The sequence below is a fragment of the Streptococcus sp. 2022WUSS083 genome, assembly GCF_044427155.1.
GTDB lineage: Bacteria > Bacillota > Bacilli > Lactobacillales > Streptococcaceae > Streptococcus > Streptococcus hashimotonensis.
In genome coordinates, this window is the sequence record NZ_JAOTGK010000003.1 from 269,109 (window position 1) to 293,410 (window position 24,302).

Genomic DNA, 24,302 nt, shown 5'->3' on the forward strand with positions numbered 1-24,302 from the left:
TACAGTATAGCAAAAAGACTGCTTTGCGAGCAATCTTTTCATCTTTTTAGTCTATCCAGGCTCTGAAGACTTCTTCATCAGAAATGGTATCCGAAATGAAGCTGCCATTGCTGGTACGTTAGTATTAAATCTTGATTTATAGATTATTATTGCTCAGTATCATCCAATCCATAGGTAATTAGATTAAAATGACTGTCATACAAATAGAGAACCATTCCTTCAGGGAGGGCATCTAAATTGACAAATCTACCTACTACATCTGTATTATTTGCTCCATTTTCCAATTCTTCCGTTGTGAAGTCAGTATCAATCACAAAACCTATTTGATTAAAGATACTGTTTTCTTCGTCTTGTTTTCCAACATACCCCTCTGAAAAAAGGTTTCTAAATAGATTCACCAGCTCTTCTCTGTCATTTTCATCAATTTTATAAGTCAAATAACCTGATTCTTTATCTAGTTCAAGAGTCACTAACTCATGTATTCTAGATACATTTTGATAGGCTGTGTTATCAAAGGAATCCAAATCAAGTGTTACAAAGGGCCATAAATTTAAATCCTTTTTCCTTATTGTTTTATTATCTAACGCAATAATCTTATAGGGTTCCTTCACCAAATTTGTCTGGATCCACTCATTATTGAAAACTTCAGCTCCAATACTCCACAAAGGATGTGAAATCACATCATCAAATACAAATTTACGGGCATTCTCGAAGGCTACTCCATCATGAGCATATGGGTCTGGTAAATCAATGGTACTTTCAGGCGTCCACGAAGCCTCTCCCACATTAAAAATAGGGTTATTGGCTAATTCATCGCCAATAACAACCTCATAGCTGGTCATCGAAGTTCCTTGTAGTAATCCTGCCGGAATATGTTCATATATTTGTAAAGAAGGTTTAGCATGGAAAAACGATTCAAAAGCGTCAATATAGATTCCTTCCTCGGAAACTGAACGCTCTTTTCCAGCTAAAAACTCCAACATACTCTCTGGAGATGCACAAGCAGACAAACTAGGGAGCATACAACAAAAGATAATTATTATCAGGTATTTACGGATTTTTTTCATTCTATTCTTCTCCTCATATATTCCATATCAGTATAACAAAAAAGACTGTCCAAAGACAATCTTTCTCCTTATTTATTTTATCCAAGTAGACAACACTTCTTCATCGGAAATGGTATCCGAAATGAAGCTGCCGTTGCTAGTGCGTTCAGACAGGCTAAGCTGGGTCACATCAACCTCATAGAGTTTGCCCGTTTTAGACTGCACATGAAGGATTTGACTAGTCGTTTCATCTTCATTTGCTGTGCTAAAGAGGTCAAAATCCCCCTGGTCCGTCAAGACTGGACCAGCCGCAAAGACACGGTGAGGCTTAGCCTTGAGTTCGCGAAGCACCTGCAAACCACGCTTGGCACGGCTGGTCACAGGGATTTCCTCCGCCGCCATCCGCTTCAAACTACCACGCTGGGTCAGGAGATAGACGGAGCTGGTATTGCTGATAAAGGCCGCAGCCACCACATCCCCATCCTTGAGGTTGACCGCCTTGACACCGGCCGCCTTGGCACCGATGATTGGCACTTCTTCGATGTTAAATCGCAGAGCGTAGCCCTTTTCTGTCATGAGCATGATGTCGTCTAAGACCACAGGCGATACGGTAATGACCACATCATCCGCATCTTTAAGTTTGGCATACTTGGTTGACTTAGACTTGTAAGTCCGCCATGGAGCAAACTCCTTCCGCTCCACACGTTTGATTTGACCGTATTTAGTCACCGCGAAATAAGTTCCCTCATCAAAATTCTCAACCAATTCAGCAAAGATAACCTCTTCATTGGTATCAAAGTTCATCAAGGTCTGGCTCAGGTGTTCACCAATGTCCTTCCAACGAATATCTGTCAGTTCATGGACAGGTCGGTAAATGACATTTCCAAGATTGGTAAAGAGCAGGAGATGCTGGGTTGTCTTGGCATTCTGCAAGAAAATCAGCTGATCATCCTCTCGTTTGCCCATTTCTTCAAGGGTTGAGGCATTGAATGAACGAGGACTTGTCCGTTTGATATAGCCTGCCTTGGTCACGCTGACAAAAGTTTCTTCTTCGACAATCAAGCTGGCGGTGTCAATCTCAATCGTTTCTGCCTGATCCTGCAATTCACTCAAACGAGGATTGCCAAACTGCTTCTTAACCTCACGCAGTTCTTTCTTCATAAGATTGAACATGGTCCGCTCATCACCGATAATAGCTGCCAAGGTCTGAATCTGCTCGCGTAGAGCTGCTTCTTCATTTTCCAAGGTCACAATGTCGGTATTGGTCAAGCGGTAGAGTTGCAAGGTCACGATTGCTTCTGCCTGTTCCTCGCTGAAATCATAGCTGACTTTCAAGTTTTCCTTAGCATCCGCCTTGTTTTCAGAAGCACGGATAAGGGCAATGACCTCGTCCAAAATAGAAATAACACGGATCAAGCCTTCTACGATATGGAGGCGTTTCTCTGCCTTTTCCTTGTCAAACTTAGAACGAGCAATGATAATCTCACGTCGGTGAGCAATATAGCTAGAAAGAATCTTTTGCAAGCCGACCTGACGCGGAGTGAAATTGTCAATGGCCACCATGTTGAAGTTGTAATTGATTTGCAGGTCGGTATATTTGTAAAGGTAGTTGAGAATGGTTTGCTCATCGCTGTCTTTTTTCAACTCAATGGCAATCCGCAAACCTGTACGGTCTGACTCATCGCGCACCTCGGCAATACCAGGCACCTTGTTGTTGACACGGACATCATCAATCTTCTTGACCAAAACAGCCTTATTGACCTCGTAAGGAATCTCGGTAATGACAATCTGTTTCTTGCCAGCCTTGAGTTGCTCGATTTCACAACGGCTACGAACTACGACACGACCCTTACCAGTTTCATAGGCCTTCTTGATTTCGTCAGCCCCTTGGATAATGGCACCTGTTGGGAAGTCTGGTCCAGGAAGGAACTCCATTAGCTTGTCTAAGCTAGCTGTCGGATGATCAATCATGTAAACAACGGCATCGATGACCTCCGCCAGATTATGCGGCGGGATGTCAGTCGCGTACCCTGCTGAAATTCCTGTCGCTCCATTGACCAAGAGATTGGGGAAGGCAGCTGGTAGCACTGTGGGTTCTTTTTCCGTATCGTCAAAGTTCCAGGCAAATGGCACCGTCTTTTTCTCGATGTCAGCCAAGAGATAGCCAGCCATTTCCGATAGACGAGCCTCGGTGTAACGCATCGCCGCAGGCGGATCACCGTCCATGGAACCGTTGTTTCCGTGCATCTCCACCAAAATCTCGCGGTTTTTCCAGTCCTGACTCATGCGGACCATTGCATCATAAATAGAGGAATCACCGTGCGGGTGGAAATTCCCCATGATATTTCCGACTGACTTGGCAGACTTACGGTAGCCCTTGTCAAAGGTATTGCCATCCTTATTCATAGAATAAAGAATCCGACGTTGCACGGGCTTTAGACCGTCGCGAATGTCCGGCAAAGCCCGCTCCTGAATAATGTATTTGGAGTAGCGACCAAAGCGCTCTCCCATGATGTCCTCAAGGGACATGTTTTGAATGTTAGACATAAATTAAGATACAAAGGGACGATTCAGTCCCGTGTTCAGTTAGACAGACTAGCTGAACATTCCTTTCTTTGTTTCTTGGTGGGTAGTTAAATTTTCTTTTTATTTTTTAGATACTAGCTTTAGTGATGAAGATGGAAATAAGATAAAATAAGATAATATAAAGAAATTTATCTCTCTGAGTTTTTTCCTCTTTAGAAAATTTGTAAAATATGTCCAATACTTTCTACCATCTTAAACATATTCATAAATGATTACTCTATATTATTTATAGTAAACAACTTCATCTAAAAATTTTGAGTCATTATAATGTATGATATTACCTCCTTTTTTATAAAAATCTATTGCAAATTCGGGATCGATATCATTTACAAATCTTTCATTATTATATTCCAAGTAATATGGTTCTTCAAAATCATCATTTGGTTGTTTTTCAAGATTAATAGTAGCTAGAAGTCTATCGCCATTTTTTATGACCCTGTTAAAGTAGTCCTCTGTAACTTGTCCTTGGTTATATAAAACATTCAATCGTCCAATGTGAATATAATTATGACACTCTTGGCAAATACCTACAAATTTTTCTAGTGTATAGCATTTCTTCACTTTATCAATATGATATACTTCATGAGTAAATATCCAATCCTTAGTCTGCATTGTATGGGGAACAAATCTGTCGCAAATCATGCAATGGTTAGCTGCTTCTAGTTGAACCAGCTTTTTTATTTTTTCAAACTTATATTTTCCCATAATCTCTCTAGGGGCGACACCCCAAATAGTCATATGTAAAACAGGTCTTGATAATAATTCAATATTTTCCTTAGTCATTTACTTCTCTCCTCCAGATAGATTTTACCCCACAAACTTCCTCTTATACTTGATATGACTAGCAATATTGCCTTCTACATCCTTCTCGTCCCACAGTTGCAGTTCCCACGGGTAATAGAAATTGCTCTTGTTTTTGAAATAGATATGAATGCCGACATAGCCGTCTTTATCACGCAGATACCAGTTTTTCAGACCATATTGTTCCTGCCAGTCATCCAGACGCTCCATGACCTCCGCAATTTCCTCAGAAGTCAAAATCATACGAGCACCGAAAATATCATTGAGAATGGAGTTGACAGGATAGCCCTCTCTTCTATCCTTAAAACGCTCAATCTTATCCAAAATCGATTCCGATGTTTTGACACGGTAAAAATAGGCAATATCCTTGACATCAGCACGCATCAAGTAGTCATTAATAGCCTCGTGTAAGTTGAGCCGATAAGCCAGAATAGGCCAGGTTGGAACCTTTGCAAAGGTATGTTTGAGATTGACCTTTTCAACCTTACCAGTTTCTAAATAATCCTTTGAATACTCCAGATGAATACGGTTAATTTCACTTATTAAGCGTTCAACTTTCTCTAACATCTTCTTTCTCCTTTTGAAAATAGCAGAGCTACACATCCACTTTCCACTGGCTTGCTTGCCAGCTTCTAAAGTCATCGACATCTGTTTTGATTAATTTCAAACAGGCATTAAGGACAAAGGCATCATCAAGTAGACCTGCTCCAAGGATGAAATCTGGTAAGGCATCAATAGGGCTGAAAAAATAAATCAAAGCACCTATAATTGCGAGGATTGTCCCTTTGGGTAACTTGTTGTAATCTCTACGGATATAGCTTCGCACCATGGAAATCAAGCCTGGAATAGCCGCAAACTTATCTCCACCAAAAGGCATACGAGACAGTTTCCGTTCCGTGCTATGTAAAAAATGTTCTAATTTTCCTTGCTCAGATAGCAAGTTTTCTGCATGTTGCCGAGTTTTGGAAGATTGCCAAATCTTCAATGCTTGGTCAAATTTCTCTTCCAACTCCTGTTTATTTTTAAATGGCTTGCGCTTTCGAGCCCATTCAGACAACCGTTTTTGAAAATGGTCAGTTAATTTTCCTCTTAATGGCATAAAACACCTCACATAGTTTGTCTGTGCTAGATTTACAAATCCTCAGTACGATAAAGGTTATAACCCTCATAGTAATAAGAATGGTCGATGCCTTTGAAATATGTTGCTTGATCAAGATTCTCTGTTAATGCCTTCAATAATAAATATTTAAGCTCGCCTGTTGATACATGACTTCTAATCATGGCATTGAAATAGTCATCTTTATCAATACTATTCCAATCAACCACCTTGCCCAAACTAGCCCGTAGCATACAATCCAGCCAGATACGCATACTGCGTCCATTTCCTTCACGGAATGGATGTGCAATGTTCATATCCGCATATTTTTCAACGATTTCGTCAAAGGTTTCATGAGGTAGCTTGTCAATATAGGCCAAAGACTGCTCAAGAAAGATTCGTGGAGCGAATTGAAAATTATCTTTGGCAATGTTGACATCACGAATTTTGCCTGCAAAGTCGTAAATATCCTCAAATAAAGTACGATGAATGTGTGCCAAACCTGCAAAAGTCCCAACTTCTATCTGGAACAGTTGACCAGTTTCAAATAAGAGGGCTGCTTTTTTCTTGCTGATTTGTTCTTCAAGACGAGCTAATTCAGCCGAATTTTCAATCCCCAATTTATTTTCTAAAACCATACTGCACCTCAACTTCCCTGAGATTATTTAGTAAAAGCTGTCGCTTCCTCCAAGGTAAACTTCACATTGTCTTCAATCCACTTGCGGCGTGGCTCGACCTTGTCGCCCATGAGGACGGATACACGGCGTTCAGCACGGGCTAGGTCTTCAATGGTGACACGGATAAGGGTACGAGTTTCAGGGTTCATGGTTGTTTCCCAGAGTTGATCGGCATTCATCTCACCAAGTCCCTTGTAGCGTTGGAGGATAAAGCCCTTGCCAAAATCCTTGCGGAGATCTTCTAATTCTCCGTCAGACCAAGCATAAGCAATCTTTTCTGTCTTGCCCTTGCCTTTTGACATCTTATAAAGTGGCGGAAGGGCGATGTAAACCCGTCCTGCTTCTACCAATGGTCGCATATAGCGATAGAAGAAAGTCAGCAAGAGGGTCTGAATGTGGGCACCATCCGTATCCGCATCGGTCATGATAATAATCTTGTCATAGTTGACATCTTCCAGCGTAAAATCTGACCCAACACCTGCACCAATGGTGTAAATCATGGTATTGATTTCTTCGTTTTTGAGGATGTCCGCCATTTTTGCCTTGGCGGTATTGATAACCTTACCACGCAAAGGTAGAATGGCTTGGAACTTGCGGTCACGGCCCTGTTTGGCAGAGCCTCCGGCTGAATCTCCCTCGACCAGATAGAGTTCATTTTTGGCTGGATTTTTGGACTGGGCTGGAGTTAGCTTACCTGACAGAAGCCCCTTGTCCTTCTTGTTTTTCTTACCATTTCGGGATTCGTCACGTGCCTTACGCGCAGCCTCGCGGGCATCACGGGCCTTAATGGCCTTTCGAACTAGATTAGAGGCTAGCTCGCCATTTTCCAAAAGGAAGAAGGTCAGCTTATCTGATACAATGCCGTCCACCACAGGTCGTGCCAAGGGGCTTCCCAGCTTGTCCTTGGTCTGCCCTTCAAACTGCAAATGCTCTTCTGGCACAAGGATAGAAAGGACCGCAGACAGACCTTCACGGTAGTCGGAGCCTTCCAAGTTCTTGTCCTTTTCCTTGAGCAAGTTGGTCTTGCGGGCGTAGTCATTCATAGCCTTGGTAATGGCTAGTTTGAGCCCTGTTTCGTGGGTACCGCCATCCTTGGTCCGAACGTTGTTAACGAAGGAGAGGATGTTGTCTGAATAGCCGTCATTGTACTGCATAGCCACTTGGACCTGGAATCCTGCATCTTCTCCTTCGAAATAGAGGACAGGTGTCAGAGTTTCCTTGTCTTCGTTGAGGTAGGATACAAAGTCCTGCACGCCATTTTCATAGTGATATTCTTCCTGCTCGCCAGTCCGCTCATCTGTCAAGGTCATGGTGACTTGTTTGAGCAAGAAGGCTGATTCTTTCAGGCGTTCGGCAATGGTGTTGAACTTGAAATCAGTCGTTGAGAAGATGGTATCGTCAGGCATAAAGGTAACTTTTGTACCTGTTTTTGATTTTGGAGCGGTACCAATCTTCTCTAAAGTCGTGACTGGCTTTCCGCCCTGCTCAAACCGTTGCTTGTAAACAGCACCGTCACGGGTAATCTCAACTTCCAACCAGCTGGACAGGGCATTGACCACCGAAGAACCAACCCCGTGGAGACCACCTGAAGTCTTGTAGCCACCTTGACCGAACTTACCACCTGCGTGGAGAACGGTGAAGATGACTTCAACCGTTGGCTTGCCTGTTGCGTGCATACCGACAGGCATTCCACGTCCACGGTCGGAAACAGACAGGCTACCGTCCTTGTTAATAGTCACGTCAATCCGATCACCGAAACCAGACAAGGCTTCATCGACAGCGTTGTCGACAATCTCCCAGACCATGTGGTGCAAGCCATTTCCGTCTGTGGATCCGATGTACATACCAGGGCGTTTGCGAACGGCATCTAGGCCTTCCAATACCTGAATGGCATCATCATTGTAATTATTTATATCAATCTCTTTCTTAGCCAAAATTGACCTCCATACTTATCATCCTTTCTATATTACAAGTTTTTTAGCATTTTTGCAAAATATTTCTGCTACCTATCGGCTGAGACAGCTCACAAAATAAGATTTTGGACTAAATTAGATGAAAATATGCTATAATGAAAACATGTTAGTCAATCTTATTTTACTATTTATTGCATATTTATTGGGATCTATCCCGTCAGGACTTTGGATAGGTCAAACTTTTTTCAATATCAACATTCGTGAACATGGTTCGGGAAATACTGGAACAACCAACACATTCCGTATTTTAGGTCCAAAGGCTGGTACGATTGTATTTGTAATTGATTTTCTCAAGGGAACGTTGGCAGCCTTGCTTCCGCTGATCTTTCATGCCCAAGGAATTTCTCCGATTGTATTTGGGTTAATGGCTGTCTTAGGACATACTTTCCCTATCTTTGCCCAATTCAAAGGTGGAAAGGCGGTTGCAACATCTGCTGGTATGCTTCTAGGCGTCGCACCTGCTTTCTGTCTCTATCTGGTTGTCATCTTTGTGACTTCTCTTTACCTCACTTCGATGGTTTCCTTCTCCAGCGTATTGGCTGCTGCTTTAGCAATCTTAGGAGCTCTGCTATTTCCAGCAATAGGAATCATCCTGCCAAGCTACGACTGGCTCTTTACAGTGATTATCGTCTTTTTGGGCCTATTTGTCATTATCCGCCACAAGGAAAATATCCAGCGGATTTTGAAAAAAGAAGAGAACCTTGTCCCATTCGGACTCAATCTAACCAAACAGAAAAAGCGAGTTTAACCACTCGCTTTTCATTTATAGTCTTTTAGTTTACTTTTAGTACTCGCTCCAAAGGTTCGGGGAACCTTTGGAGGTTGGAGATATAGCGAACAAAGTTCGCCTCAATAGCTGCAGACAGCTTGTACAGTCGAGTGACTGTGCAAGGTTGGAGATAGCACTTGCGGAGCAAGTTACCCCCTGCAGAGTACGGCAAAGCGAGTTCAAACAATCCAGTGGAATGTTTGAAGTTGGAAATAAAGAAACGGAGTTTCCTCTTGCGTCGAAGTAATAAAAGAAAAACTAAATGGCTATATGTTGACTTCAACCACTTCAATCCTCTCCCCACCAAGCAAAATCAAATGGCAGTCTACACGATTTATCTTGTAGGCTTTTTTCAATGCCTCGGCATAGAGTTGCATTTGAGCTTGGTAACGTTGGCTGAGTTGGCTTGGTTGGTCATATTTGTCTGTCTTGTAATCAAAGAGGACAATATGATCATCATATAGTAGGTAGCCATCGATAATCCCACGAAGGACAAATTGTTCCTGCGACAAAGAATCTGTCTGCAAACTTGCAAATGGAGCTTCTCTGTGGAGTTTGTCTGTATTGGCTAGAATTTCTCTTCCTAAGTCTGTATCAAAGAAATCCAAAATCATCTGAACATTGATTTTATCTTTAACCGCTTGCTCAGCATGAACAGCTTCTAAGGCTTCTCTTACCGTATCTTCTGTCACCAACCAAGACAGATCCAAACGTTGCATGAGTTCATGAACTGCTGAACCGACTTGGGCTCCAGTGATTTTTGGTTTCTTGGAAAAATCTGGTAAGGCAAAGGTCCATTTGGGCTGGTATTTTTCCATAACTTCCATGCCTTCTTGTTCCAAGACAGGCTCATAGAGTTTCTTGATTTGACTTGGAGTGCGTAAACTTGGCAATTCAATGGCAGCCTTATAGCGTTCGTTCAACTCTTGAACAGAAGACAACTGGTCCAAGGCCTGGGCGATGTCTTCTGATTGACGAATATCTTTAAGGCTGGCGTCTTCTAGCTTATTCTTCAATGTCAGTTTACCAATCTTCTCCTCTGTCAAATCCTCATCCGTCACAAAGACTTTCTTGAAATGCAAGTCTTCTCCTGAAAAGGCCTCATCAATGGCTAGAATCCAGTCTTGGAAGGTCGCCGTACTTTCACGAGTTGATTGGGCAAGTACGCCATCTTCCTTTTTACCATCGTATTTTTCAGCTAACTTGTCAGCATTGCCCTTTCCAACCAGATACAGCTTCTTCTCGGCACGCGTTAGTGCAACATAAAGTAACCGCATTTGTTCTGAAAGATTGGCAATTTTGAGCTCTTGGAGATTATTTTGATAAGGCAGGGTGTTCATTAAGACTCGCACCTGAGGTAATGGGCTAGTTACCTTATCTTTCATATCCGCTAAATATTGGATACCCAGACCATTTTTCCGGCTGATGATGACTGACTGGTAATGGTCTTCCAAGTTGAATCGCTTATCGATGTTCATGAGGAAGACATACTTGAACTCCAAACCTTTTGACTTGTGAATGGTCATAAGCTGTACAGCATTTTGCGGTAGAAACTCTTGTACATCTGCCAAATCCTTATCATTTGCTAAGGCACGGTCAATCATGGCGATGAAGCGGGACAAGCCCTTGTAGCCTGTTTTTTCAAACTGGTTGGCACGCAGACCTAGTGCATATAGATTGGCCTGACGCTTGCTGCCATTTGGAAGAGCACCGACATAGTCATAGTAGAATTTTTCATTGAAAATCTTCCAAATCAGGTCATAAATAGAATGCAGTTTGGCATAGGCACGCCAGTTTTCCAAAATAGACAAGAAATCCTTGATTTTCTTCATCAACTCTCCTGACATCAGTTCAGGATGTTGTCCACTTGCTTGCTGGGCTATTTCCATTTTCTGGTAAAAGAAACCCGTCCCAGTCTGCAAGGAAATCCGTGTCAGTTCATCCTCATCGAATCGGAACATAGGCGATTTAAGCAGTGCAACCAAGGCGTAGTCATTGAGTGGATTATTGATAACCCGCAAGGTATCCAGCATGATCATGACTTCTAAAGATTGCAGATAGGAGGCTGCTCCGCCATCTGTCACAATAGGAATCCCATGTTTTTCAAAAATGGACATAATGAGGTCATTGTGCGTCCGTTTTTGCACCAAGAGAGTGATGTCTTTGAAGTCTGCACCTTCTTCATTGTGAAGACGAATAATCTCTTTTGCAACGACCTCAATTTCACCTGCAGTAAGAAGAGCATCCTCCTCAGCATCCGCTGATGAATGTGCGCTATCCTGCTGGTCGTAAATAAAGTATTCCATCTCATGCTTGGGCTGGGCAATTTTTTGACCAAGACTACCAGCCACTAGACTGTGGGTGTCATCATACTTGATTTCCCCTACTTGACGGTCCATCAGGCGCGTGAAAATAGCATTTGTTGCCTCCAAGACCTCAATCTGACTACGGAAGTTTTCCTTAAGCAAAATCAATTTCCCAGCCTGAGGATTTGCCTGATACAGTTCAAATTTCTCTTGGAAAATCATCGGATCCGCCTGACGGAATCGATAGATGGACTGCTTAATGTCGCCCACCATAAAGCGGTTGTGACCGTTAGACAGCAAGTCCAACATCCGTTCTTGGCTATGGTTGTTATCCTGGTACTCGTCCACCATGACTTCGTGGTATTTTTCTTGGAAAAACTGGCGGATGTCCGCATTTTCTTCTAAAATACGAATAGCGAAATGCCCAATATCGCCAAATTCAAAGGCTGCTTCCTTGATTTTGACATCCAGATAAGCCTGCGAAAAATCCAAGACAAACTCACGTAATAATACAAGCAGTGGCAAAGCTTGAACCTGATAATCTTTCAGCAGGGTCAATTCATAAACTTCCTGACCCAAATCTCGTAATTCTGAGATAATCTGGTTCTTGCCAGCATTGTATTCTTCTTTAAAGGCTATCAAATGCTCATCTTTTGGTCGATTGACATTGGTCAGGCCCTTGCCTCTGGACTGGTCATTGATGAGAAGGATTCTTTCAACCCGCTCCATCAAGCCCTTCTGGTCCAGACTATCTAAACCTGTCAACAAATCCAAGACTTCTTCCACATTGGCAAAATACTTGGCGGAACCAAAGTCATTTCTGCCCCATTCCACATGGTAGCGGAAGAAATCTGTAGCTTGATAGAGCTTGTCTAATACTTTTTCCTTAAAGCCTTGCTCTAAGATCTGCTCTATACGCTCTTGACTGTACAAATCAGCTTGAACAGCCTGCTCTTTCAGCCATTTAGTTGGACTGCTCGTCGATTGACTAAAATCATGCACCTGATAAACAACTTGACGAAAACCACTATTATCCTTGCGGTTGCCTGAAAAATTGTGAACCAGTTTGCGGAATGTACCATTTTCATCCTGTTCAAGATAATCTGCAAAGAGCTGATCAAAAACCTCTTTTTTCAGACTCGCTTTTTCTGTCTCATCCTGTAAAATCCGAAACTGCGGAGAAATGCCAAGACTATAACCATAGGTTATGACCAATTTCTGCGTAAAGGAGTCCATGGTCCCAATGTCCGCCTTGGTCAAATCCGCCAACTGGGCCGACAAATGCCGACGCACTTCCATATCGGTCGTCTCAGCAATGGTTTCATTGAGATTTTTCTCAACCCGCTCCTTCAATTCACCAGCCGCTTTGACTGTAAAGGTCGAGATAAAGAGCTGGTCGATTCCCACACCACGCTTCAACTTATCCAAAATCCGTTGAACCATAACGAAGGTCTTTCCTGACCCTGCCGATGCAGAGACCAGAACATTCTGACCGTGCGTGTAGATGGCTTCAATCTGCTCAGGTGTGCGTTTTTGTTGCTTATCAGAATTAGCTTCCGCCAGCTGCACAGCCTTGATTTCTTCCGCGCTTAAAAATTGTTCAAAAGCCATTAGTCCTGACCTCCTTTCATTCGTTCCATCCAATCTTGACGCTTGGCCTCTTTGATCAACCGCCGCGCCATGCCCATGTGCCGATCCGTCTCAAAACCAGTGATTGCCTTCAACTGCTCACCTGCTACCGAACGCCCATCTTTGGTATAAGGGTTAATAGCAAAGCGACCATCTAGGATGTCCTTGGCAGCTTGTTTGTAGAGTTCTTGGTTGTGGTTCAATAAAACCGCAAACTCTTCTTCCGTGTAGAGTTGGTTACGAGTCTGATAAAAATGATTGAGCCCCTGACTTCCCTCCTTCAAGAAAAGCCCCTTGTAAACCAAGCTCGTATTGGCAGCTCCTTCTAGCTGTTCTAAATTCTTTGTGTCTTTTAACTTGATAATCGGATCCTGCAAATGCAAATACATAGCCCCAAAAACAGGTTTATCCTTGGTTTCATCCAGCTCTTGTAAGGCTGCCAGGTAGGTCACCAACTGAGGTTTTAGACCATTGTAAAATTCTCCAACTGAAAAAGATTGGTCGCTGGACTTGTAATCTACAACACCGACAGCCTGATTGATTTGTAAGGTATCCAAGCGGTCAATTGTACCATTTACATGTACACTCTTGCCATTTTGAAGGTCAAAAACCAGCGCCTTATCCTGACGGAAACTCTTTTCCTGACCATCAATTTCAACCAAATCATTATCCCGCAAAATGGTTGCACTGGAGCGAGCAATCTTATCCAGCACCTCCTCCGTATAACGAGCATCCGCATCCTGGTTATAAAACATAGCAAATTCTGCCTCGTCACGCGTATGCAGGATGGCCTTGTCCACTTTTTGATCAAAATCTAGATCAGATTGGTCCATGACCACTCGTTCAAAAATCCGATGCAAGAACAAACCATGCTGAAAGGCAGTCGGATGGATGGATTCCTGTTCCCGCAAGCGAAGAACATTACGGACAAAGTAAAGATATTGGTTGTTGTAGAAATTGGTCAAGCTGGATGCAGAAAGATTGAGCGGCTTATCCTCTGGATATAAAGCAGCCAAGGTATCAGCTGCAAGCTGTTTAGAAGTAATTTCGCCAGTAATGGTCGGAATTTCAATGCCTTGCGACTCCAATTTCTTCTTCAAATGGCGAACCAAGACTGTCCAGAAGGCCGTCTGCCCTTCCCATTCTTCATGATCAAGAGATGGTCTTTCCGACTCAATCAAACGGGATAAGAGACTCTTGTAGTGACCGATGTCTTGTGGACTAAGTGTTTTCATCCTTCCACGTTCTTCGGTTTTCAGCCCCATTTTTTGGAGAATCTTGATATAAGGGGAGAGACTATCCTCGCCTTCATTATATATCTGAGGAGTTGAAATAACTAACTGTTCCGTCGCAGCATTCAGCAGAGACATCATGGCAGCATGGTTCTTCTTGATATTCTCTCGGCTGACCAAATCAAAACGTGAAGAGCTAGCTGAGACAAGATTGATTTTCTCCATCTCTTCTTCTGTCAATAGACTGGTATTCTTGGCAACTTTTGGAAAATTGGACTGGCCCATACCGATAGCATAAACATACTTAGCAGTGTGTGGCTCAATCAAATCATAGGATTTGACATTGACCACATCAACCGTTGCAGGAACGGTACGATAGTGACTAGCCTGCATGCCGGCCTGTAAAATAGCCAGAAAATCATCCATTTTCAATTTTTCTTTTCCGAAAATCTGATGAAAATTCTCTAGAATATGGGTAAAACTTTTCCAGACCTGCTCTTCTTTTTCTTGCTCTACCTCACTCAAATTTCGAGACATTTTTTCCATATTTTTAGGAAGCTCAATTGCCTCCAAAAAAGCCATAAATTTCTCAAGCAAGGCAGTTCCAGATTGTGGTCCAGCCTTAAACAGCTGGTTCAAAGGCTCCATAATCTTAGCACGTAGGGGGTCCAAGACAGTCAAATCATAGACAAGCCTTTTCTCCTTGATGGCTTCAGCATCGTAGTCCGCTCTGCCATTGACCGAAAAAGCCCGCGAAAAAGCAGCCTGCCCCTTCATATCCGCAAAGAGGATGTAAGACTCAAATAGGTCCAGCTCCTTTTGGGAAATGCTGGCGTACAAACCAGATTTGAGGAGATTGAGCAGGTCTTCCGCACGGAAACGATAGCGGCGCAAGCGCTCCAAGGACTCCACAAAATGAACCAGGGGATGATGACTCATCTCCTCTGCCTTGCCGAAATAGTAAGGAATATCATACTTGTCAAAAATCTTGCCAATCTGCAACTTGTAGCTATCTACATCACCCAAAAGTAATAAGATGTCTTTATAGCGAGCCCCTTGATGCACATGCTGACGAATTGCAGTCGCAACCTGCTCAACTTCTTCTTTTTGGTTAACGACTTCCCATAGTTGGATTTTTTCTTGGTCTGCTGGAGTCAAGTCTATCATGGTCCCGCTGTAGTCATAATAGGCTTCCATATTCTTTGAAAATTTACCAATACTGTCCAAGACTGGCTCTTGACCAATATAAGTAGCCTTAGTCTGGAACTGCGTTGATAACTGACGTAAAAAGTCAACGTTGGCTTGATAAACGTTCCCTTCCGCATAGGTCGCTTGCACAGCTTTCTTGCTGGCATATACACCAATCAGGATTTCCGACACCCGTTCATTTAAAGCACTTACTAAAGCTTCTTCTTCTGCCGAAAAACGAGAAAATCCGTCTACCACCAGCACAATGTTCTTCAACTGCTCATCCAACTGACCAGTTTCCACCAAGCTAGTCAGCTGTGCTAACTGAGACTGATGCTCAAAGCCTTCTTTGGACAAAATGTCTGTTACAGCCAGAAAAATCTTTACCAAATCAGCCTGCTTATCTGGTGACTCCATGGCTCCCAAGTCCAAAATAGACATATTTGCCCGTTGCAATTCTTTATATAAAGCAACTAGCTGGTTAATAAACCCAAAATCTGTCTGTAAACGACCATAGACTTTCAAGTCGCCGTCTTTAAATTGCGATAGCACACGAAAGAAAATCATGGCCAGACCAACATCATCCAGCGGTTGACCTGCTTCTTTCCTATCAATCATCAAATAGCGGGCCAATTGCCCAAAACGGGTCACGATAATATCAAAAGTTGCCTGTTCAGGCAAATATTCCAAGACCTTGCGCTCCATCTCAAAGGATAGAGAGTTTGGAGCAATGTAAAAAACTCGCTTAGCTTCCTTAGCAAATTCTGCTGCGGTATCCGTTAAATACTGCGTCAGAGGATTGCGAATATCTGTATAAACTAATTTCATATCAAATTCTCATTCTTTCATTGAATATACTATGTCTAGTATATCAAAATTCAAACAAAAAAAAATGGTCCAATGGACCATTTTTTCAGAAAGGTAATTCTTTCTACATTTATCTAAATTTCTTCACTTATTCTATCGGGGGAAGAATTCGTGTAAAGAAACATAATTAGTCTTCGTGACGACGACGTTTGCCTGCAAGAGCGATTGCTGCAACCAGCATCGCTGCACCAAGGACGCCAGCTGAAGATGAAGCTTCACCAGTATTTGGCAATTGTTTCGTCTTATCAGCAGTTGGAGTCGGAGTTGCTGGCTGAGGCTTCACAGGAGTTTCTGTAGCAGGTGGGGTCGGCTTATTAGAAACTTTGCGATAAATATGCGTTGTGTTACCTTCAACATCAACTACAGTACGTACATATTCATAACCAGGAATTGATTTATTTGGTGTTGTACCATCTTCTTGTGGTGCAACAGGATTACCTTCTTCATCAACGTGTTTTGTTATGACTGTCTTAGTTGGTGTTTTCTTGTAGATGTGGGTTGTATTGCCATCTTCATCAGTAATCGTCTTACCTGTGAACTCATATCCTGGGATTGATTTGTCAGGTGTTGTACCTTCTTCTTGTGGTGCAATCGGATTACCTTCTTCATCAACGTGGTTAGTTACAACTTTCTTAGTTGGTGTTTTCTTGTAGATGTGGGTTGTGTTGCCATCTTCGTCAGTAATCGTCTTACCTGTGAACTCATATCCTGGGATTGATTTATCAGGTGTTGTACCTTCTTCTTGTGGTGCAATCGGATTACCTTCTTCATCAACGTGGTTAGTTACAACTTTCTTAGTTGGTGTTTCAACCTTACGGTAAACATAAGTTACCTCAGTTGTTTTACCACCTACAACAGTACCGTTTTCTGAACCATCAACACGAACAAGCTCATAAGTTGTACCATCTTCTGTCGTGATAGTAGTTGGTTTGTTGTCGGTTGTATCATAAGATTTACCAGCTGGTGCATCTGTTTCATCATTTACAGGTGACTTGATGACTGTGCCATCTTCTGTTACATAGTTAACAACAACATTACCGTTTTGAACATAAGGAATTGGTGTATCTTTACCAGTTTCATCTGGAGTTGGTGGTACATAACCTTTACCTGGATCATTTGGATCAACCGGTTTCAATGGTGTATTGTCCTTAGGATCTACTGGTGTGTAGCCTGGAACATAAGGAATATTTGGAACTTCACCATTTGTTCCTGGTGTTGTTGGATCAACCGGTTTATCAGGATTTGTTGGGTCAAACGGATAAGGGATAACTGGGTTAACTGGTGTTGGATTTTCCGGTGTTGACGGAATTTGTGGAATCCAGTTCGCAACTTTCTTATACACGTAAGTAACAACAGTTTCGCCTTCTACAACTGTACCATTCTCTGAACCAATTGTCTTAGACGGAATTAATACATAACGTGAACCATCTTCCGTTGTAATTTCAGTTGGTTTGTTATCGGTTGTGTCGTATGACGTACCTTCTGGAGAGGTTGGCGTATCTGTCACAGGTGACTTGATGACTGTGCCATCTTCTGTTACGTAATTAACAACAACCGTACCATTCTTAACTGCTGGAGTTGGTGTAGATACCTTACGATAAACATAGGTTACTTGTGTTGTACCCTCTACGACTGAACCAGATTCAGAACCGATTGTCAATACTGGCACGATTTCATAGACAGTACCATCTTCTGTCGTGATAGTAGTTGGTTTGTTGTCGGTTGTGTCGTATGCTGTACCTGTTGATACAGACTTCGTATCTTCGACAGGTGTCTTGATAACATTACCTTCTGTATCGATATAGTTAACAACAACATTTCCTTTCACTTCTTCGTAAACATAAGTTACTTGCTTATCTTCACCTGAAGTGATTGTTCCATTTTCATCACCCGTTGTTGCGTTTGGAACAAGTTTGTAGGTCTTACCGTCTTCGGTTGTGATAGTTGTTGGTTTGTTATCTTCTGTTGTATAAGACTTACCTGGCTCAGCGTTTTCTTCATCCTTCACAGGAGACTTGATAACTGTACCATCGGTCGTTACATAGTTGACTGTGACTGAACCACCTGGTTCGTAGATGTATGTGACTTCTGTTGTACCTTCAACGACATTACCTGTCTCGCTATCACCAGATTTCACTTCCTTGTAGTAGTATGTAACACCGTCGTGTTTGATAATGGCAGGTTTGTAATCTGTTGTATCGTATGGTGTATCCAATTTAGCATCTGTTGTATCATTTACTGAAGTTGCAATTGTTTCACCATTTGTATTGACATAATTAACAACGACACTACCATTTGGTTTTGGAGCAGGAGTTGTTACTTTTTGGTATACATACGTTACTTGTGTTGTACCTTCAACTACTTTACCTGTTTCATCACCTTTTGTTAATACAGGAACAAGTTTGTACTCTGTACCATCTTCTGTCGTGATAGTAGTTGGTTTGTTGTCGGTTGTGTCGTATGCTGTACCTGTTGATACAGACTTAGTATCTTCAACTGGTGTCTTGATAACATTACCTTCTGTATCGATATAGTTAACAATAACATTTCCTTTCACTTCTTCGTAAACATAAGTTACTTGCTTATCTTCGCCTGAAGTGATTGTTCCATTTTCATCACCCGTTGTTGCGTTTGGAACAAGTTTGTAGGTCTTACCGTCTTCGGTTGTGATAGTTGTTGGTTTGTTGTCTTCTGTTGTATAAGACTTACCTGGCTCAGCGTTTTCTTCATCCTTCACAGGAGACTTGATGACTGCACCATCAGTCGTTACATAGTTGACTGTGACTGAACCACCTGGTTCGTAAACATATTGAACAGTTGTTGTACCTTCGCTTACGGTACCTTTCTCAGTAGCAGATGTCGCTTTAACTTCTTTGTAGTAGTATTTCACGCCATCTTTAGTGATGGTTGTTGGTTTGTAATCAAGGGTCTCATAAACTGTTCCAACAGCTGTTTCAGGTGTATCTTCAACATCCGCTGCGATTTTTTCGCCGTCAGTATTGTAATATTCAACTACAACATTACCTGTTTTAGCAACCGGCGCTTCTACTTTACGATAAACATAGGTTACTTCCGTAGTTTTACCACCTTCAACTGAACCATTCTCATTTCCATCGGTGCGAACAAGTTCGTATGTTGTACCATCTTCGGTAGTAATTGTCTTCGGCTTGTTATCAGTCGTATCATACGGACTACCTGGTTTTGCGTTTGTTTCGTCATTAACAGGTGTCTTGATGACTGTACCATCTTCTGTGATGTAGTTAACAACAACATTACCAGCTTTTTCATATACATAAGTGACTTCTGTTGTACCTTCTACAACCTTGCCTGTTTCATTTGAACCAGGCTGAACCTCTTTGTAGTAGTATACATCACCAGTCGCATCTTCAATGATTTTCTCTGGTTTGTTGTCGGTTGTATCGTAAGCTGTACCTGTTGATGTTGCTTTAGTATCTACGACTGGAGTTGCAATAACTTTTCCGTCAGTATTTACATAGTTAACAACAACGTCACCCTTCACTTCTTCGTACACATAGGTTACTTCAGTTACGCCTGGAACAACATCGCCTGTTTCAGAACCTTTTGTAAGGGCTGGAACAAGTTTGTATGTCTTGCCGTCTGCTGTTGTGATTGTTTCTGGCTTAACATCTGTTGTGTCATATGGAGTACCTGTTGAAGTTTCTGGTGTGTCTGTAACAGGTGCTTGGAGAACAGTTCCGTCAGTCGTTACGTAGTTAACAACAACTGAACCTTTCACTTCTTTGTAGACGTAAGTGACTTCTGTTGTCTTACCTGCTTCAACGTTACCAGTTTCGTTACCGATTGTTGCAGTTGGGATCAATTCGTAAGTCTTACCATCTTCTGTAGTGATAGTCGTTGGTTTGTTATCTGTTGTGTTGTATTCAGTACCTGGTTGAGCGTTTGTTTCGTCATTTACAGGTTGCTTAATAACTGTACCATCTTCTGTGATGTAGTTAACAACAACGTTACCAGCTTTTTCATAAACATATTGAACAGTTGTAGTTGTTTCTGCTACTTTACCAGTTGTTGGTGCAGAAGTATCCTTCACTTCTTTGTAGTAGTAAACTGTGCCATCATCAGTTGTGATAGTCGCAGGACGGTTGTCTTCGTCTGTGTTGTAAACTGTACCAACTGAAGCATCATCTGTATCTGTTACAGTTTTCGCAATGACATTGCCCTCTGTATCGTAGTACTCAACAACAACATCGCTGACTACTTCTTCATAGATGTAAGTGACTTCTGTTGTCTTACCTGCTTCAACGTCACCAGTTTCATTACCAATTGTCGCAGCTGGAACAAGTTTGTAAACTTTGCCATCTGTAGTAGTAATTGTTTCTGGCTTGTTATCTTTTGTATCGTATGGACTACCTGGTTTCGCGTTTATTTCGTCGTTTACAGGATCCTTGATAACTGTACCGTCAGCCAATGTATAGTTAACAACAACATTACCAGCTTTTTCATAAACATAAGTAACTTCTGTTGTACCTTCTACTACTTTACCTGTTTCTTTAGCTGCATCTTCAGCTTTGATTTCTTTGTAGTAGTAGACATCACCAGTTGTATCTTCAACGATTTTCTCTGGGACACGATCAGCAGTAGAGTAATCTGTACCTACAAGAGCGTCATTAGTATCTACAACAGGAGTTGCAATTACCTTTCCGTCTGTATTGACATAATTTACAACTACATCACCATACTTAGGATTTTCTTTGAAGTAAACCACTTCATTAATATCTGCATCAGTAGCTGCAACGGTTTTATCCTTAACAGTTTCTGTCATTGGTGCATCTGCACCTTCAAGAGTCGTACGAGTTGCAGTATAGTCTGTGATTTCTGGAATCAAGTTACCACTTAGAACATCTGTAGAATCTGCTGACCATTCACCATAAGTAATCTCACCTGTAACAAGGTTAACTTGAGCTGGACGAGTAAAGGTTACTGTTTGAGTCTTAACAAGTGGTGTACCCTCAGTAGAGTCTTTTGGCAAGATATTACCTGACGCATCTACACGGACTGGTGTTCCATCTTCATACTTGTATTCAACAGTACGCGTTACTTCTTGAGTAGTTTCCTGATTTTTTACTGTATCTGGCCAGACTGGTGAGTTTGGATCTGTTGGATCCACTGGTTCCCCAGGTACAACACCTTTAGGAACGTCAACGACACGAGGCTTGATGACAACTAGGAATTCTTGTAGCACCGCCGTATCAGAATCATAGTCTTGACCGCCTGAGGTAGTAAAGTTATCCGAAACAAGTTCATAACCTAGCTTTTTGTACTTATTAATCGTTTCTTCAGTTGAGTAGTTAATATCTGTTCCTGAACCACCCATCAATATACCTGAATCTTCTAAATAGTCTGTAGCACCTTCAACTTGGTAGCGGATGATAGCCTCTTGATTAAGTGCACGATACACATAAGTAGTTGTCAAAGCTGCAGGTGTGGAAGCTCCGCGCAAAGTCTGTTGAATACCGTAAGGTGCGTATCCCAAATCAATATATGAACCGTTAACAGACTGCCATGCAAAAGGAGTATCAGCACCTGTATTCGCTTTGGTCCATACTTGGGAACCGATAAAAATTCGTCCGTAAGGACCTGTTGCATCTGTACCTGACCATTGAGCTACTACACGATATTTAGAACCTTGGGCATTTAGAGGAGACTCCGCAAACACCATATAGCCTGAGTCAGGATCAACTGTATAATTTGCACTAATTGTTGCATTGGTATTATAATCATAGCTTACTCTATCTGGAGTGTAACTCAAATGAGAAGTCTCTAGCAACTTGAAGAATCCGCGAGTATCAAGACCATCCCAGTCTACTGTTCCCGTATAAGTTGGATCCAAAACATAAATCTCATGAACATATTCTGTATTTGATACAATAGTACGAATTACCTTGTATTGAATCGTATTGGATTTGTCAGTTGCAGTATTAACTTTACCAGCAACATATACCGTACCTACTGGATAACCACCTTGGGCTGGTTCCACAATCTTCTCAACAAACTCATAGCCAGCAAATTCACGTTGACCAGAAGATGTAACAGTTTGTCCACCGATGGTTTGAAGATTATAAGTTGCTAAAATTCTTCCATCTTCTACTTTATAAGTAGTCGTGTTAATTTGATAGACGGGCAGGATAGTATTATTGTAGATTGAACCAGTAGTATCACCGATGAATCTCAAATTGCCGTAAGTACTACCATCAACGGCATTTTGAGTTTCATAACTCAACTTAATATTTTCATTATTAGCATTAATGGTTTTTGGATATGTAAAGACTACACTTGTATCGGTTTCCACCGTGTGTTTCTCTAGTACTTGTCCATCGGTTTTACTGACTAACTCTGCTAAAACAGTCTGTGTATTTGGGTTCGAATCTAGAGAGAAACGGATGTAAGCATTCAAAGCTGTTCCATTAAATATACTACCAGCCATGTTTACATTATATGAATTCAAGTCGTATGAATCAAAAGTATACCATCCAGCCTCAGTTGTAGCTGTCACACCAGTTCGAAGAGTGTGTGGCTTGATACCTGCTCCATTTGGATCATCCATTGAGGGTGTAGCCGTTGTGCCTTTTTCAACAAGAATTCCTTCGCCTTCACCAACTTTAAGACCTGATGTTACCGAGGTATTCAAAGCGACTTCGATTACATCAGAACCTAGGAATTTACGCAACTCAAGAGCAAGTGCTTCAACATTTGAACGAACTGCATTGATTTGAGCATTCACGGATTCAAGCGTTGCAGTTGAATCGTTCAATACCACTGTTGCTTCTGTTACAACCAATTTAGTTGCGGCAGCTGATGTTTTCAACGCTTCATTTGTGCTATCTGCAGCAACAAAACGATTAGCTTCATTTGCCAATACTTCCGCTTCTGAAGTTACTTGCTCAAGAACTGTTTTAGCTTCTTCTACAGTTGCAGGTGTCGTAGGTGTAGTTGATGTAGCTGCTGTAGTTGTTGAACTAGCAGTTGCTACAGTTGCTACAGTTGTTGATGTTGTAGTAGGAGTGCTAACAGCTGCTGTAGCTTCTACTTTTTTGACAACTTTTACAGTTACAATATTTTCAGCATTTTCAGTCACTTCATGCAAAACTGTTGCTGACTCACCAGATGCCAATTCATAACCTTCTGGTACAACCGCTGTTACTGTTGCTGTTGCTTTGGCAATTGCCTCTGTAGTTGTTGTCGAAACAGATTCTACCGAAGCACTTACGACTGAACCGTCCTCAAGGACATACTTAACAATGTAAGAAATATCAACCGTACGTTCAGAACTTGCAGCTGTTTCTGTTGGTAAAGCAACTGACTCTTTGGCATCTGCATTCAAGGAGTCAACCGATGTACTACTTGCAGTAGTCGCATCTGAGGATGCCGCAGTCTCTTCTGCTTTAACAGTTTGTGCACCAGCCCCCATCACCAATGACATACCAAGCAAGACACTTGCAGCACCAAAATGATATTTACGGATTGAGAAATGTTGCTTCATTCCGTACCAATTAAACGACTTTTTCTTAGCTTTACGCATCGAAAAAACCTCCCCCAATTTTTTATTTATTAATTACAAAAATTTTACAGTTTTTACAAAAAATCCTTGAAAAATTCAGTAATTATCTACTGTATTATACTATAAATAATTGAACACGACAAACAATATTATCCAATTTTCTTAAAAATTATATTTATTAATATTTCAGTGAATATTTACGCCATTTATACATGTAAATGCATTTTTAGACATAATATTATATTGATAAATATCGCATTTAAAAGTAGATATAAAAAATCTGCCTGTTTTTACGCCAACAAGCAGATTTGGGATTTATTCTTTTTCTTTTTCCTTTGCCAATCGTTCCCTTTCTAAACGAAATTTCCGATTAGGATTAAGTGTATTAAAAAGTTCTTCTAATTTCTCAGCATTCCATACATCGGCTGCTGAGACAAAATTTCCATCCTTATCCTTGAAGGATATTGGTTTATCACCCATATAAACCTCCAACTATTTTATAGATTGTTTACAAACGATCATTAACTGAATGAAATTAGTAAGGTTGGTAGGGAGTCCGCCATAACGGCTACCGTACTACATCAAGTCCTTTAGG

The 24,302-nt window shown here is 41.6% G+C and carries 12 protein-coding genes; 1 reads left to right on the forward strand and 11 read right to left on the reverse strand.

The genetic code is table 11. The features are described 5' to 3' along the window. Positions 1 to 146: 146 nt before the first annotated feature. From ODU41_RS05340 to parE, 7 genes are all read right to left on the reverse strand, one after another. Positions 147 to 1,067 carry a hypothetical protein gene (locus ODU41_RS05340; protein WP_398578733.1) on the reverse strand — a complete coding sequence of 307 codons (921 nt, stop codon included), beginning with the start codon at positions 1,065 to 1,067 and terminating at the stop codon, positions 147 to 149. Between the two features lie 72 nt (positions 1,068 to 1,139). After that, positions 1,140 to 3,593 carry a DNA topoisomerase IV subunit A gene (gene parC / locus ODU41_RS05345; RefSeq protein ID WP_398578734.1) on the reverse strand — a complete coding sequence of 818 codons (2,454 nt, stop codon included), beginning with the start codon at positions 3,591 to 3,593 and terminating at the stop codon, positions 1,140 to 1,142. Positions 3,594 to 3,854: 261 nt separating this feature from the next. Further along, positions 3,855 to 4,415, reverse strand: a complete 561-nt coding sequence (locus tag ODU41_RS05350) for a hypothetical protein (RefSeq protein ID WP_044681566.1) — start codon at positions 4,413 to 4,415, stop codon at positions 3,855 to 3,857. Between the two features lie 24 nt (positions 4,416 to 4,439). Then, positions 4,440 to 5,000 carry a GTP pyrophosphokinase gene (locus ODU41_RS05355; protein ID WP_398578735.1) on the reverse strand — a complete coding sequence of 187 codons (561 nt, stop codon included), beginning with the start codon at positions 4,998 to 5,000 and terminating at the stop codon, positions 4,440 to 4,442. A 28-nt stretch (positions 5,001 to 5,028) separates the two neighbouring features. Continuing rightward, positions 5,029 to 5,532, reverse strand: coding sequence for a YkvA family protein (locus ODU41_RS05360; RefSeq protein WP_398578736.1), 504 nt, complete (start codon positions 5,530 to 5,532; stop codon positions 5,029 to 5,031). A gap of 32 nt (positions 5,533 to 5,564) precedes the next feature. Further along, entirely contained in the window at positions 5,565 to 6,167 is a 603-nt protein-coding gene (gene fic / locus ODU41_RS05365; RefSeq protein ID WP_141598900.1) for a protein adenylyltransferase Fic, read from the reverse strand. Positions 6,168 to 6,190: 23 nt separating this feature from the next. Next, positions 6,191 to 8,140, reverse strand: coding sequence for a DNA topoisomerase IV subunit B (gene parE / locus ODU41_RS05370; protein WP_002935482.1), 1,950 nt, complete (start codon positions 8,138 to 8,140; stop codon positions 6,191 to 6,193). 142 nt (positions 8,141 to 8,282) lie between these two features. On the opposite strand from parE, the gene plsY reads away from it, so the two are divergent. Continuing rightward, positions 8,283 to 8,927 carry a glycerol-3-phosphate 1-O-acyltransferase PlsY gene (gene plsY / locus ODU41_RS05375; protein WP_105159783.1) on the forward strand — a complete coding sequence of 215 codons (645 nt, stop codon included), beginning with the start codon at positions 8,283 to 8,285 and terminating at the stop codon, positions 8,925 to 8,927. Positions 8,928 to 9,214: 287 nt separating this feature from the next. Here the strand turns inward: plsY and addA are convergent, their stop codons facing one another. The 4 genes from addA to ODU41_RS05395 all read right to left on the reverse strand — a co-directional run bounded on the left by addA (position 9,215) and on the right by ODU41_RS05395 (position 24,187). Next, the gene (gene addA, locus ODU41_RS05380; RefSeq protein ID WP_398578737.1) at positions 9,215 to 12,865 is read right to left on the reverse strand and encodes a helicase-exonuclease AddAB subunit AddA; all 3,651 of its coding nucleotides are present in this window, start codon (positions 12,863 to 12,865) and stop codon (positions 9,215 to 9,217) included. Further along, a complete protein-coding gene (gene rexB, locus ODU41_RS05385) occupies positions 12,865 to 16,131 on the reverse strand; it encodes an ATP-dependent nuclease subunit B (RefSeq protein WP_398578738.1) in 3,267 nt (1,088 codons plus the stop codon). The genes addA and rexB overlap by 1 nt, the downstream gene beginning before the upstream one ends. Positions 16,132 to 16,297: 166 nt before the next feature. Continuing rightward, a complete protein-coding gene (locus ODU41_RS05390; RefSeq protein ID WP_398578739.1) occupies positions 16,298 to 23,728 on the reverse strand; it encodes a MucBP domain-containing protein in 7,431 nt (2,476 codons plus the stop codon). A gap of 294 nt (positions 23,729 to 24,022) precedes the next feature. Then, entirely contained in the window at positions 24,023 to 24,187 is a 165-nt protein-coding gene (locus ODU41_RS05395; protein ID WP_024384426.1) for a hypothetical protein, read from the reverse strand. Between the last annotated feature and the right edge of the window lie 115 nt (positions 24,188 to 24,302).

Excerpts from the sequence above, each read along its gene's own strand:
- ODU41_RS05390 (WP_398578739.1), bottom strand. The coding sequence starts at position 23,728 with ATGCGTAAAGCTAAGAAAAAGTCGTTTAATTGGTACGGAATGAAGCAA.
- fic (WP_141598900.1), bottom strand. The coding sequence starts at position 6,167 with ATGGTTTTAGAAAATAAATTGGGGATTGAAAATTCGGCTGAATTAGCT.
- ODU41_RS05355 (WP_398578735.1), bottom strand. The coding sequence starts at position 5,000 with ATGTTAGAGAAAGTTGAACGCTTAATAAGTGAAATTAACCGTATTCAT.
- parC (WP_398578734.1), bottom strand. The coding sequence starts at position 3,593 with ATGTCTAACATTCAAAACATGTCCCTTGAGGACATCATGGGAGAGCGC.
- ODU41_RS05350 (WP_044681566.1), bottom strand. The coding sequence starts at position 4,415 with ATGACTAAGGAAAATATTGAATTATTATCAAGACCTGTTTTACATATG.
- ODU41_RS05340 (WP_398578733.1), bottom strand. The coding sequence starts at position 1,067 with ATGAAAAAAATCCGTAAATACCTGATAATAATTATCTTTTGTTGTATG.
- ODU41_RS05360 (WP_398578736.1), bottom strand. The coding sequence starts at position 5,532 with ATGCCATTAAGAGGAAAATTAACTGACCATTTTCAAAAACGGTTGTCT.
- addA (WP_398578737.1), bottom strand. The coding sequence starts at position 12,865 with ATGGCTTTTGAACAATTTTTAAGCGCGGAAGAAATCAAGGCTGTGCAG.
- plsY (WP_105159783.1), top strand. The coding sequence starts at position 8,283 with ATGTTAGTCAATCTTATTTTACTATTTATTGCATATTTATTGGGATCT.
- rexB (WP_398578738.1), bottom strand. The coding sequence starts at position 16,131 with ATGAAATTAGTTTATACAGATATTCGCAATCCTCTGACGCAGTATTTA.
- ODU41_RS05395 (WP_024384426.1), bottom strand. The coding sequence starts at position 24,187 with ATGGGTGATAAACCAATATCCTTCAAGGATAAGGATGGAAATTTTGTC.